We start from the raw sequence: 13231 nt of genomic DNA, 5'->3' as shown, positions 1-13231 counted from the left end.
TGTTCAAGTCCCGGTTCCTCTCCCAAAATCGGCGGTTCTGAAAGGCGGCAGTCATGGATTTCACCATGGGGTCGCCCTGAGGATTTTTGTGCGATTTTTCGGGTCCACCGGGGCAATATTTGGCTGGCCTGAAGAAGTTGTTGATACTATATTTAGTATTTGCAGCCAGCCTATCTCACAAGATACAGGGTCACCCAGTTATGGGTTTCTCTCCAAGGACGGAAGCTGAGACTGGCTGCGGGATGCCCCTCGCGGCCCGGCGGGGACAATTGCGCCTGTGGCGGGCGCTAGGCAACACGAAGGACCAGGGACAATGAAGATCGAACGTCGTTTCACAAAAGCCGGGCAATCCGCCTATGCGGAGATCGAATTCCGCAAGGCTACGAGTGAAATCAAGAACCCCGATGGTTCGATCGTTTTCCGGCTTGCCGATATCGACGTGCCGGCTCAGTTCAGCCAGGTTGCCGCCGACATTCTCGCGCAGAAGTATTTCCGCAAGGCCGGCGTACCCGCCAAGATGAAGCGCGTCGAGGAGAACGATGTCCCCTCCTTCCTCTGGCGCGCTGTTCCCGACACGGATGCGCTGAAGGCGCTGCCGAAGGATGAGCAATACGGTTCCGAAACCGACGCCCGTCAGGTCTTCGATCGCCTGGCCGGCACCTGGGCCTATTGGGGCTGGAAGGGCGGCTACTTCGATACCGAGGAAGACGCCTCCGCCTTCCAGGACGAACTTGCCTACATGCTCGCCACGCAGCGCGTCGCGCCGAACTCGCCGCAATGGTTCAACACCGGCCTGCACTGGGCCTATGGCATCGACGGCCCCGGCCAGGGCCACTTCTATGTCGACCCCTTCACCGGCAAGCTGACGAAGTCGAAGTCGGCTTACGAGCACCCGCAGCCGCATGCCTGCTTCATCCAGTCGGTCGGTGACGATCTCGTCAACGAAGGCGGCATCATGGATCTCTGGGTGCGTGAAGCGCGCCTGTTCAAGTACGGCTCTGGCACCGGCTCCAACTTCTCCTATCTGCGCAGCGAAGGCGAAAAGCTTTCGGGCGGCGGCAAGTCCTCCGGCCTGATGTCGTTCCTGAAGATCGGCGACCGCGCCGCCGGCGCGATCAAGTCGGGCGGCACCACCCGCCGCGCCGCCAAGATGGTCGTCGTCGATATCGACCATCCGGATATCGAGGAATACATCAACTGGAAGGTCAAGGAAGAGCAGAAGGTTGCTGCCCTCGTCACCGGCTCCAAGGTCGTCGCCAAGCACCTGAAGGCAATCATGAAGGCCTGCGTCAACTGCGACGGCACGGACGACGCCTGCTATGATCCGAAGCAGAACCCGGCCCTAAAGCGCGAAATCCGCGCCGCCAAGCAGGCTCTGGTTCCGGAAAACTACGTCCAGCGCGTCATCCAGTTCGCCAAGCAGGGCTACAAGGACCTCGAATTCAAGACCTACGACACCGATTGGGATTCGGAAGCCTACCTCACGGTTTCGGGCCAGAATTCCAACAACTCCGTCTCGATCAAGGACGACTTCCTGCGCGCCGTCGAAACCGATGGCGACTGGCACCTGACCGCCCGTAAGGACGGCCGTGTGATGAAGACGCTGAAGGCACGCGACCTCTGGGAATCGATCTCCTACGCCGCCTGGGCGTCGGCCGATCCGGGCCTGCACTTCAACACGACGATGAACGACTGGCACACGAGCCCCGCCGCCGGCCCGATCCGCGCGTCGAACCCGTGCTCGGAGTACATGTTCCTCGACGACACAGCCTGCAACCTCGCCTCGCTGAACCTGATGACGTTCAAGGATGCGGCGACCAAGCGCATCAACATCGCCGACTACGAGCACGCCGTCCGCCTGTGGACGATCGTTCTCGAAGTCTCCGTCATGATGGCGCAGTTCCCGTCCCGCGAGATTGCCGAGCTTTCCTACGAATACCGCACGCTCGGCCTTGGCTACGCCAATATCGGCGGTCTGCTGATGTCCTCGGGCATTCCCTATGACAGCGCCGAAGGCCGCGCGATTGCCGGTGCGCTGACCGCGATCATGACCGGCATCTCCTACGCCACCTCGGCCGAGATGGCCGAGAAGCTCGGCCCGTTCCCGGGCTTTGCGCCGAACCGCGACAACATGCTGCGCGTCATTCGCAACCACCGCCGCGCCGCCTATGGCGAGACGACCGGTTACGAAGCGCTGTCGGTCAACCCGGTCGCGCTCATCCACGGAGACAACCCGGACCAGGACCTCGTCATCCACGCCATGAGCGCCTGGGACAAGGCGCTGGAACTCGGCGAGAAGCACGGCTACCGCAACGCCCAGGCAACCGTTATCGCGCCGACCGGCACGATCGGCCTCGTCATGGACTGCGACACGACCGGCATCGAGCCTGACTTCGCTCTGGTGAAGTTCAAGAAGCTCGCCGGCGGCGGTTACTTCAAGATCATCAACCGCGCCGTTCCCGAAGCGCTGCGCTCGCTCGGCTACGGCGAGAGCCAGATCGCCGAGATCGAAGCCTACGCCGTCGGCCACGGCAACCTGAACCAGGCGCCGGCGATCAACCCGTCGACGCTGAAGGCCAAGGGCTTCACCGACGAAAAGGTGGAGGCGGTCAACGCCGCTCTGAAGAGCGCCTTCGACATCAAGTTCGTCTTCAACCAGTGGACGCTCGGCGCCGACTTCCTGAAGGGCACGCTGAAGGTCACCGACGAACAGCTCGGTTCGATGGACTTCAACCTGCTCGACCACATGGGCTTCTCCAAGAAGGACATCGAAGCGGCGAACATCCACGTCTGCGGCGCGATGACGCTGGAAGGCGCACCGTTCCTCAAGAACGAACACCTGCCCGTCTTTGATTGCGCCAACCCCTGCGGCAAGATCGGTAAGCGCTACCTGTCGGTCGAAAGCCACATCCGCATGATGGCGGCGGCCCAGCCGTTCATCTCGGGCGCGATCTCCAAGACGATCAACATGCCGAACGAGGCGACCGTCGAGGACTGCAAGAACGCCTACATGCTTTCGTGGAAGCTGGCGCTGAAGGCCAACGCGCTCTATCGCGACGGCTCCAAGCTGTCGCAGCCGCTGAACGCCTCGCTGATCGAGGACGACAAGGACGAGGATGCGCTGGAGGACCTGATCCAGGCCCCCGCCGCCGCCCAGGCCGTCACCATCACCGAGAAGATCGTCGAGCGCGTCATCGAGAAGGTGATCCGCGCCCGCGAAAAGCTGCCGAACCGCCGCCAGGGCTACACCCAGAAGGCCGTCGTCGGCGGCCACAAGGTGTATCTGCGCACCGGCGAGTTCGGTGACGGCCGCCTCGGCGAGATCTTCATCGACATGCACAAGGAAGGCGCCGCCTTCCGTGCGATGATGAACAACTTCGCGATCGCCATCTCGCTCGGCCTGCAATACGGCGTACCGCTCGAAGAATATGTGGAGGCCTTCACCTTCACCAAGTTCGAACCGGCCGGCATGGTCCAGGGCAACGACGCGATCAAGAACGCGACGTCGATCCTCGACTACGTCTTCCGCGAACTGGCGGTTTCCTATCTCGGCCGTCACGATCTTGCTCATGTGGACACGTCCGATTTCGGTAACACCGCACTCGGCAAGGGCATCCAGGAAGGCAAGACCAACCTGATCTCGACCGGCTGGACCCGCGGCTACAAGCCGACGATCGTCGGCGGCACCGGCGACCGGGCCTCCAGCGAGCCCAAGGGCTCGTTGACGGGTGCTCCCGCTCGCGCCTCCTCGGGCGCGACTGTGACGGCGATCGCCGGCAACACGGTGCGCAAGCTGGAAACGACGACCGCGATCGCCACTTCAGAAATCGTCGCTTTCAAGCGCGACTATGAAGAGCGCGCCGCAGAGCTGGCAGAAGAGATCGCCGACGAGGTCGAGCAGGAAGTCACCGCCCTCTTCTCCGACAAGGCGGCCGCCGAAGCGGCATCGGCCAAGTCGGATGCCAAGAAGGTGGAAGCCGAACGCCGCGCCCGCTCGATCATGCAGGGCTACACCGGCAACATGTGCACCGAGTGCCAGAACTTCACCATGGTGCGCAACGGCACCTGCGAGAAGTGCGACACCTGCGGCGCGACGAGCGGCTGCTCTTGAAGCTAGCAGAGAGGCATTGTTACTAATAATGCTTTACTGTGGCGACACACCCTAGGCATGGGGTGTGCCGCCACTTTCAAGAGGATGTGATGGCTGAGTGCTCTTGTGCCTTTTGTCAGACCAAGATTGAGTTCAATGTCCCAAGAGAACTCCTTGAACGAATTGCCGATGGACGCTGCGTAATTTTTGCTGGCGCAGGCATCAGCACTGAGAATCGCTTGCATTGCAAGTCGACGTTCTACGAGCAAATTCGTGACGAAGCCGGGGTCGATCAAGACCTCGACTTTCCGTCATTGATGTCGGTCTACTGCCGACAACCTGATGGCCGAATTAAGCTCATTCAGCGAATTAGAGAAAGAATTGAGTACTTCCGATCATTCAGAGGCTTTTATCGGCCCATGACTGCGTTCCATCGCGCACTTCGACCTCTGTTTATGATCAACGATGTAATCACAACAAATTGGGACGATTTTCTTGAGGTAGAGGCAGGATTCGTTCCTTTTGTCTATGATCAAGATATACCATTCATTGAAAGCTCAAATAGGAGAGTCATAAAGATTCATGGATCAATAACGAACTTTGGGTCTATTGTTGCCACCAGCGAAGATTATAGCAAGGCTCTACGCAGATTAAACAAAGGAGCACTTGGAGCATATCTTAAAACAATTCTATCGACAAAGACAATCGTATACATAGGATACTCTCTTAGGGACCAGAATTATTTAAAATTAGCTCAATCCATAAGCAGGCTTATGGGCCAATTTTCCAGGTCAGCTTACTTTGTGTCGCCTTACATCGACGACGATTATCTGAAATCAACAAAGCTCAATATCATACCCATAAAGACGGACGGCTCATACTTCCTCGAACAAATCAGGTTACACCACAACGCAACATCTTGTGATCACAAAAAAATCATTGGGGAAGAAGCTTTTGAGCGTGCAGAATTATTTCTGATTGACGTCAACGAGTACCATACCTATACGGCAGAAAAATTCCGGGAGACAAATAGAAATTTACTTATACTTGCCTTGTCTTATCAAGACGGCCTTCAAGATGCGCTCATGCGTATAAAAGACATGCGAAACACCGGAGTATATTATAATTCCGAGCACATATTGATGTTAGCACACGGATATGAGCGAAAAGTTGAATCGTATCTGAGTAACGACAATTTTTGGGATGCGTGCTATTGTCGGGGATATCAGAACGGCCTGTTGTTCTTATTAGAACCAGAACAAGGCGCAGTCCCACCGATGGTCGATGTTTGCTTTGACGACAACATATATACGACCCCCAAGGCAATGAAGTATCCATATAGGAACCTTCCTAATTCGGTAAAAGAAGAACTTCAGCAACTGAGTTTGCGGCTCGGCGAAAGTATGATCCCGGAGCATTTACCTTACGTCTAAGTGCCACATCGGCCTCTATTGCTACGCGACTCAATTTACTTGCGGCGCTTGTTATCATGCTCACCCCGATGATCGACATCATTCTCGAAGACCCCAGCCGGGAGGACCTCAGCGGCATCGTTGCGCCGCTGGATGCCTATAACGATGCGCATAGCGGCATGGTCGACCTACCCGGTTTTGCCATCGCGCTTCGCGATCCGGAGACGAAAGTCGCGACGGGTGGGCTCTATGCGACGGATGGATATGGCTGGGCCTTTATCCGTTACCTCGCGGTTCCCGATGAACACCGCGGCCAAGGCCTTGGCCGACGCCTGATCGAGGAAGCGGAGAAGATCGCGCGCCAGCGTGGCTATGTCGGCCTTTGGCTCGACACCTTCGAATTCCAGGCCTGGCCCTTCTATGAAAAGCTCGGCTTCGAAGTCTTTGGTGAACTCGAAGGCGGTGATGGGGCGATTGCGCGCTACTTTCTGAAGAAGCGGTTCTGACGTCGGAAAGTCACGCCCCGAAGGAGTTTTTGCGCACCGAAAGCCGGAAGTATGCGGCTGCGTCAGCAGTATGTACGGCCATACGCTTTTTCCGGACAGATGCCCTCGTTGCCCTGCAACGCGTTCATCGTCATCCGAATCGCCGGCTGCCGTTGACGTCCTTGCCGATGATCTCCCGGATAATGGTCAGGGTTTCCTTCGCAGCTTCTTTAGGTGCGAGCGCGGTATCGGCGACGTTGCTGACCAGCTTCGTCATATCGTGATCGATGTCCTTCTCCGCCCAGCGCTTTCCTTTGGCGACGGTGATGTAGACCGAGTAGGCATGATGCATGGTCCCGGGCCGCTCGCCGATGATGTGGAGAATTCCTCGAAACGTGTTGGGATCGGCCTCGGCAAACAACGTCTCGCCGATCCTGTAGCCGGCCCGTACTCTGCCGCTGGTGACCAGGATGTTCTTGTCGCTCACCGTGACGCCGGCATCGCCGAGCAGCCTGCGCATCTCCTCCAGATAGGGCGAAAGATGGCCGTCATCCATGATGGCCTTGGCGTTCAGGCCATCTGAAATGACGATCTGGCCCTTAGGCATATCGCCTTCCCACGATGTCCTGATCGCTTCGATAGCCTTGATTGAGTCCGGGCTCAGAGTTTCACCGGTGGTCGGGTGCGCGATGTAGTCGTTCCGATCCTTGGACAGGGTGCGAACCGGGACGACACTGGGCACGGCCGCAATGAAATCCGGCGTAAGTTCGGCCCAAAGCGAGAGTTTGGCGTCGTCGTAAAGACCCCTCACCTTCGTCGCGAGCGTCGGGTTGAGATCCCATATCTTCTCGCCATGACCCGTCGCGAGATCGACACCTCTTGCCTCGACCTCCGTCATCATCCGCCGGCCCTCGGCGTAAACCTTGTCCTTCGGCCGCTTGTCCCCCTTGGCAAGGCGGTACTGGTAATAGACCCAGAGGGGATCGCCATAATTTGACGTGTAGGTGTTGTCCTTGCCGACTATTCCAAGTCGTTTGTAGAAATCCCACATCGCATCGTTGACCTTGAAGCCGAACTTGTCCCGCACGCGCACGTGATCCTGAAATGCGGTCGTGAGATAACTCAGCATCGGGTCGTTCTTGGTGGGCAGAGCAATCAGGTAGGCCGGATTGGCCGGCATGATCTGGTCCTGGCACCAATCGAGATCGTCGAGGCTGACGGTCATGTGCAGGGTGGTGCAGATATCGAGGCCGATGGTCAGGCCGTGGAGCTTGCCCATGACCATGTCCTCAAGACAGCATCGCACGAGTTGTTCCCGGCTCTTGAAGACTTCGGGCCCAATGAAGCCGGCGACATCGTTGACATGCAGCCATGCACCCTTCGGCTGCACTTTCGCAAGCTCCATGCCGACGGCCCGGCTGAACCCGTACTTCCGGGACTCAAGCACCATCATGTCGACGCCGTTCGCCGCGCCGTTGGTGAATTCCGATCCCTGCCCGGTCTCGAAGTAGAGGCCGTAGCGCTCCCCGGCCTTCGCGCGCGCATATTTCAGGATCTTGTCATTGGTGATGTCGAAGATCTTGTTGCAATCATCCGTACCGGCAAGGCTCTGGAACACGGTGGAAACTGTGCCGGGAAAGTCCTCGCTGACCTCACCCTGGACGTCGATGTGGGCGAGCACGCACCACGGAATGACGTCCACCAGCTTGAACGTATCCACGATGTCTTTCAGCGCTCGCTCCACCGTGACCACGCTGTCGACGGTGCTGTCCACCGGGTTGGTACCGATGACGATATCTCCGGTCGCGTAGGAGAACGCATCGAAGACCTGCCATATGATGTCGTCGGGATGGTCGGTCGGCGAATTCGGCTGGATCCGTGCGCTCATGTATCCTTTTGCCCCCAACTTGGTGCCGGGCATGACATTGAAAATCTTCTGGCTGACGGCGATCAACTCTCCATTGCTCATCAGCTTGGGCACACAGCCGATGGTATCGCTGGTCAAGCCATACATGACGCCTTTGATCTCATCTTCCGATCCGGTCAGAAGAAATTCCTTCAGCTGGCCCATCGTCCAGTCCTTCAGCTTTTCCTGCTGGGCCTTGTCGGTGGTCTGCCAGATCAGTCGCTGCAGATCGTCCTCAAACAGCGGGTGCCGATCGAGGTCTGCGATTTTCGTTCTTGCCAGCAGGGCTCGGGCGTTCGTTCGGGACGCGTCACTGTCCGCAGCCACGGCTGTTGTCTGGTCTCCTTCCTTGAAGGCATTCGCGCACCCCAGCACCTGCCGATAGGTCGTCTCGTCAAAGCCACCCTTGATCCTGCTGATATAGGCGAAGACGTCCTCGTCCTGCTTCACCTCGTCGATTGCGAGTTGTTTGCGCCCACTGCGGCACGGGCAACATGGCTGTAGGCGGTCAATGTGGCCGCTGAAGTCCCCGCCACCAGCAGCAGATCGCGCCTGGACAGTGCATGCTGGTCTGAGAATATGCCTTTGCGCATTGCCATTTCCTTTCCGCAAAACGTCTATCGGCATCTCGCCGGACAACCCTCTGGTGACCGGAGATTGAAGCAAGGCGCATAAGAGTAAATGCTCGACAGGCGTCACTGGGCATCGACACGGACTCGGCGAGCCTTGACCAATCGGGCCTATCCAAGTCGATTACTGCAGGCTCATCACGATGCGACCGTCGATCTTGCCCGCTTCCATGCGGCGGAAGATCTCGTTGATGTTCTCGAGGCTATCCCACGAGAAATGCGGCGCGACCTTGCCTTCGGCGGCGAATTGCAGCGATTCCTCCAGGTCCTGTCGAGTGCCGACGATCGATCCGCGCACAGTGATGCGCTTCAGAACCGTTTCAAACACCGGCACTGAGATCATGCCGGGGGGAAGGCCGACGAGCGCCATGGTGCCGCGCGAGCGAAGGAAACCGAATGCCTGCTCCATCGCGACGGGTGAGACGGCAGTCACAAGCGCGCCATGCACGCCGCCGGTGGCCTTGATGACCTGCTCGACCGCATCCTTCGCCTTGCCGTTGACCGTGATGTCTGCGCCCAGTTGCTTTGCCAGTGCCAGCTTGTCGTCAAAAATGTCGGCGGCGACGACATGCATGCCCATCGCCTTTGCGTATTGCACGGCCATGTGGCCGAGCCCCCCGATGCCGGAGACCGCCGCCCATTCGCCGGGACGGACTTCGGTCTCCTTCAATCCCTTGTAGACGGTCACACCCGCGCAGAGCACCGGCGCGGCAGGGCCGAACTCCAGCGCCTTCGGCAGGCTGCCGACGAAATCAGGATCCGCCAGTCCGTACTCCGCAAACGTTCCGTTGACCGAATATCCCGTGTTCGATTGGGCCGCGCACAGCGTCTCCCAACCGGTACGGCAATGCGGACAGTAGCCGCAGGCGCTGTGAAGCCAGGGAACACCGACCCGGTCTCCCTCTTTCACTCTTTTGACGCCGGCGCCGACCGCCGAGACATAGCCGACGCCCTCGTGTCCGGGAATGAACGGTGGACTGGGTTTTACCGGCCAGTCGCCGTTTGCGGCATGGAGATCGGTATGGCAAACGCCCGTTGCTTCGTATTTGACCAGGATCTGCCCCGGCTGCGGCGTGGGCACCGCCAATTCGTCGATCGTCAGCGGCGCGCCGAATTGCCGGACCACGGCCGCCTTCATCATCTGAGCCATTTGCCAATCCTCCTCCAATCGCCGGGCCACGGAGAGGTTTCTGATGGGAACAGCGGGCCGGCAGGGGCCTATCTCACATGCGAAAATCGTGTAATTGGCGCGGGCATCATGGCGTTCACGACCAGTGCCCGGACGGCATTTCATGGTTGGCGTGTATCGCCTACACTTCAACGAGGCTCACGGAGCGCCATCGTCCGGTTGCAGGGTAAACCCGCCGGCAGAGTTCGACAATGGGTGGAGTGCAGAAGCGGTTCAGAGCCCAACGGCCTCGCTCAGCCTAGCCGGATCGAGCAACGCTTAGCGGGCAACGACGTTCGAGCGGGCGTGCTGGCGCGTGTGTATTGACAGGCTCGGCGGCCATCGTGTTGACTGAATGCTACGGGGCCGTAGCTCAGTTGGGAGAGCGCCGCAATCGCACTGCGGAGGTCGAGGGTTCGACTCCCTTCGGCTCCACCAAAGCAAACAGAATCGTGCCCATTGCCGAAGCATTGAAGAACCGCGGCTGATTTGTAATCAGCAGATCGCAAGTTCGAGTTTCTCTGGGGACACCACTCGTCCCGGCCACCGCCCGGCCTTCGCGCAACAACGCCCGCTCACGCGCCCCCTGTTTTCAGAGGCTGAACGGATCCCGTGCCGAGCGTTTTTCGCTCGGTGCATTGAACGGATCCGCCTTCTTCTCCCTGGACTTGCGGCCTTCGTCGGCGATGATCTCGTCGACTGCCTTCTGGCACTTCATCAGCTCTTCGGCCGCGGGGCCAGTGCCGCGCAGGCTGAGATTGGCGATGACGCGATCTTCGAACGCGATGGCCAGGCCCCGCTTGCGCACGAAGCCCGTCAGGAACTCGGCGTCGGTGACGTTCACGAACAGAAACTTTCCGCTCGCATCGCCAGCGGCGGTCGCCGAAGCGCTCCAGGGCTCGGTCTTGTCGAAGCGAAACGTCAGGTCGTATTCCTTGCCGACCTCAAGCGACCGCCAGTCGTCGCTGGCAAAGCTCATGTAGAGCGGCGACTCGGAGCCCTTGGGATAGAACCCGAGGCGCAGGGTGACGCCGCCGTCGAATTCCGACGAGATGAAGCAGGAGCCCTCCATCGAGGTGTCGGATGCAACGGTCCAACCGTCGACGTCCTTCCACTTGATGATTTCGGACTCCTCAGCCGCGGCCGATCCCGCGGCGATCAGACAGCTTACCAATCCGACCAGCAATCTACGCATGCAAAACCCCCGTTTGCCCGCATTTTGATAGGTCCCCGCGCCGCTGTCGAGGGTACCGAGCCCGATACCAGCAACATTTTAGGAATATTCACCTCTCTGCGGCAAGCGGACGCGCCCATCACATGGCGAAAGGATCCTTCGACGACTTGGTCTGGCCGCCACCGGCAAAGGGATCGTTGTTCGGGGCAGTGCCACCGGCGCCGGCAAAGGGATCGTTCGCTGCCCCCTGCCCGCCATTCGGGATCAAGGCGCTCACCGCCTCCTGACATTTGAACATCTCGCTCACCGCCTTCATCGAATCGCGCAGGCTGAGGCTCGCGACGACGCGTCCCTCGAAGGCCAGCGCCAAGGTGTTCTTGCGAACGAATTCGGTAAAGAAGTCGGTGTTGGAAAAGTTGACGACGAGGGCCTTGGCGCCGGTAAGATCGACGCCGAATGCAACGGCCGGCCACTGGCGACCACGGTCGAGCTGCAGGGCGACGTCATATTCCCGCTGCGGCTCGATGGATTTCCAGTCGGCATTGCCGATCGAAAGAAACGCCAGGTTCGCCGACCCACGCGGATAAAAGCCGATACGAAGGATCGCGCCTGCATCATAGCTCGTCGCGGCGTAACACGAGCCTCCCAGGGAAGGATCGGAACCCACCGTCCAGGCGTTGATCCGTTTCCAGATGTTCGAACGCCCTTCTTCAGCAGACGCCGCTCCGGCCGTGAGCAACAGACCGAGCACCACCAACGACAATCTACGCATGCAATTACCCCACTTTCCACGCAAAGTTATCCTTTTTTGACCTCCTGTCGAGACGGTGATGCCCCTTCCTCGCAGGGATTTTTGCGCATCCCGCACCCCCGGCCCTAAAGCCGGTACAGCCGTCGCGTTCTTCGCGGGTCGCAAGAGGAACGCTCAAGATGAACTCGAGGTGGAGCGGCTGGCGCAAATCAGACACAGCCTGTAGGCAAAGAGCTGTTGAACACGGCAGAGTGATCGCCATGCTTGCTGGACTTCGGAACGAAAGCACGGTTCACATCGTTTACCACCCCATCTTGCCCCCTTCATCAAGTGGACGTTCCCCGTGCTTGCCGCCCTGCTTCTCGCTTCGATAGTCGCATCGCCCAATATGCCTGACGTCAAGCTCAGCGCCGCGACAGTGGATGAACTCCAGACCGATTTCGAACGGGCCGTGCCGTGCCATCAGATCGATGGACGCAACGTGTGGAAGGGTGCGCTGGCGTTCTACATCCAGTCCTTCGTTTATGACGGCGACACGCCCGTCGCGACCGACGCCGCCGACGCGGTGCTGCCGGAAGACAACAGCGCAGAGACGGTGAAGGAGTTCGAGGACGCCTGCTCGACCTCGCAAGCGACCTAAATCTCTCCTCATAGAGCCCCGCGATTCGCTCGAATCAGCTGCGCAGACTGGCGTCATCCGGCGCGATTTTGGCACGCAACCGTCGCCGATAAGCGCCCTGCTCCCGCAAAAGTGACCGATCGGCACCCCCAGAAGCGGCCAATTGCCTGAATTCACGGAATTTTAGGCACTTGCGGAACACATATGGAACAGATAGTGTCTGTTCTTGATTTGTTTCACGCCTCTGGAGCGACGTGCCATGCTGACCCGCAAGCAACAGGAATTGCTTCTGTTCATTCACGAACGCATGAAGGAGTCGGGCGTACCGCCGTCATTCGATGAAATGAAGGATGCGCTCGACCTGGCGTCGAAGTCCGGCATCCACCGTTTGATCACCGCGCTCGAAGAACGCGGCTTCATTCGCCGGCTGCCGAACCGGGCGCGCGCGCTCGAAGTCATCAAGCTTCCGGAAGCCTACGCCGCCGGCCAGCAGCAGCCGCGCAGGGGCTTCTCGCCGAGCGTGATCGAAGGCAGCCTTGGAAAGCCGCCGGCGGCCGCTCCTGCCGCGCCGAAGCCGGCGCCGGTTGCCGAAAGCACGTCCGTTTCCGTCCCGGTGATGGGGCGCATCGCTGCCGGCGTTCCGATCTCGGCGATCCAGAACAACACCCATGACATCACCGTTCCGCTCGACATGATCGGCAGCGGTGAACATTACGCCCTTGAAGTGAAGGGCGATTCGATGATCGAGGCCGGCATCTTCGACGGCGACACCGTGATCATCCGCAACGGCAACTCGGCCAATCCCGGCGACATCATCGTGGCGCTCGTGGACGACGAGGAAGCGACGCTGAAGCGCTTCCGCCGCAAGGGCGCGTCGATTGCGCTCGAAGCCGCCAACCCCGCCTACGAGACGCGCATCTTCGGACCGGATCGCGTGAAGATCCAGGGCAAGCTCGTCGGGCTGATTCGCCGCTACCATTGAGCTGCAGGCAGAACA

General features: G+C 59.3%; 8 protein-coding genes, 1 tRNA gene and 1 pseudogene. 6 read left to right on the top strand and 4 right to left on the bottom strand.

Going from position 1 to position 13231, the window contains the following annotated elements; translation table 11 throughout:
- Nucleotides 1–313: 313 nt before the first annotated feature.
- The 3 genes from ACIQUG_RS03210 (at nt 314) to ACIQUG_RS03200 (ending at nt 6008) form a co-directional block, all read left to right on the top strand.
- A complete protein-coding gene (locus ACIQUG_RS03210) occupies nt 314–4111 on the top strand; it encodes a vitamin B12-dependent ribonucleotide reductase (protein ID WP_402317307.1) in 3798 nt (1265 codons plus the stop codon).
- An 89-nt stretch (nt 4112–4200) separates the two neighbouring features.
- Nucleotides 4201–5523 (top strand): SIR2 family protein, encoded by a 1323-nt coding sequence (locus ACIQUG_RS03205; RefSeq protein WP_402317305.1) that lies wholly within the window; start codon nt 4201–4203, stop codon nt 5521–5523.
- Nucleotides 5524–5579: 56 nt separating this feature from the next.
- Nucleotides 5580–6008 (top strand): GNAT family N-acetyltransferase, encoded by a 429-nt coding sequence (locus ACIQUG_RS03200; RefSeq protein ID WP_402317302.1) that lies wholly within the window; start codon nt 5580–5582, stop codon nt 6006–6008.
- Between the two features lie 130 nt (nt 6009–6138).
- Here ACIQUG_RS03200 and ACIQUG_RS03195 read toward each other — a convergent pair.
- A pseudogene (locus ACIQUG_RS03195) lies at nt 6139–8486 on the bottom strand (ethanolamine ammonia-lyase).
- A 160-nt stretch (nt 8487–8646) separates the two neighbouring features.
- Nucleotides 8647–9672 carry an alcohol dehydrogenase AdhP gene (gene adhP, locus ACIQUG_RS03190; RefSeq protein WP_402317299.1) on the bottom strand — a complete coding sequence of 342 codons (1026 nt, stop codon included), beginning with the start codon at nt 9670–9672 and terminating at the stop codon, nt 8647–8649.
- Nucleotides 9673–10052: 380 nt separating this feature from the next.
- Here adhP and ACIQUG_RS03185 point away from each other — a divergent pair.
- A tRNA-Ala gene (locus ACIQUG_RS03185) sits at nt 10053–10128 on the top strand.
- Nucleotides 10129–10282: 154 nt separating this feature from the next.
- Here ACIQUG_RS03185 and ACIQUG_RS03180 read toward each other — a convergent pair.
- Complete coding sequence (locus tag ACIQUG_RS03180) at nt 10283–10885, bottom strand: hypothetical protein (protein ID WP_402317296.1); 603 nt, start codon at nt 10883–10885, stop codon at nt 10283–10285.
- Between the two features lie 118 nt (nt 10886–11003).
- Nucleotides 11004–11636 (bottom strand): hypothetical protein, encoded by a 633-nt coding sequence (locus tag ACIQUG_RS03175; RefSeq protein ID WP_402317293.1) that lies wholly within the window; start codon nt 11634–11636, stop codon nt 11004–11006.
- 322 nt (nt 11637–11958) lie between these two features.
- Between ACIQUG_RS03175 and ACIQUG_RS03170 the strand changes: the two genes are divergently transcribed.
- Both ACIQUG_RS03170 and lexA read left to right on the top strand, forming a co-directional pair.
- On the top strand, nt 11959–12255 hold the full coding sequence (locus ACIQUG_RS03170; RefSeq protein WP_043614248.1) for a hypothetical protein: 297 nt from the start codon (nt 11959–11961) through the stop codon (nt 12253–12255).
- Between the two features lie 238 nt (nt 12256–12493).
- Nucleotides 12494–13216, top strand: a complete 723-nt coding sequence (gene lexA, locus ACIQUG_RS03165) for a transcriptional repressor LexA (RefSeq protein WP_043614246.1) — start codon at nt 12494–12496, stop codon at nt 13214–13216.
- Nucleotides 13217–13231: the final 15 nt, after the last annotated feature.

The organism is Ensifer sp. NPDC090286 (assembly GCF_044769565.1).
Classification (GTDB): Bacteria; Pseudomonadota; Alphaproteobacteria; order Rhizobiales; family Rhizobiaceae; genus Ensifer.
Note: the sequence above shows the minus strand (reverse complement) of the source record. Positions and strands in the feature narration are given on the sequence as shown.

Bases quoted from the DNA above. Each gene is read 5' to 3' on its own strand.
- ACIQUG_RS03175 (WP_402317293.1), bottom strand. From the start codon at position 11,636: ATGCGTAGATTGTCGTTGGTGGTGCTCGGTCTGTTGCTCACGGCCGGA.
- ACIQUG_RS03205 (WP_402317305.1), top strand. From the start codon at position 4,201: ATGGCTGAGTGCTCTTGTGCCTTTTGTCAGACCAAGATTGAGTTCAAT.
- adhP (WP_402317299.1), bottom strand. From the start codon at position 9,672: ATGGCTCAGATGATGAAGGCGGCCGTGGTCCGGCAATTCGGCGCGCCG.
- ACIQUG_RS03200 (WP_402317302.1), top strand. From the start codon at position 5,580: ATGCTCACCCCGATGATCGACATCATTCTCGAAGACCCCAGCCGGGAG.
- ACIQUG_RS03210 (WP_402317307.1), top strand. From the start codon at position 314: ATGAAGATCGAACGTCGTTTCACAAAAGCCGGGCAATCCGCCTATGCG.
- lexA (WP_043614246.1), top strand. From the start codon at position 12,494: ATGCTGACCCGCAAGCAACAGGAATTGCTTCTGTTCATTCACGAACGC.
- ACIQUG_RS03180 (WP_402317296.1), bottom strand. From the start codon at position 10,885: ATGCGTAGATTGCTGGTCGGATTGGTAAGCTGTCTGATCGCCGCGGGA.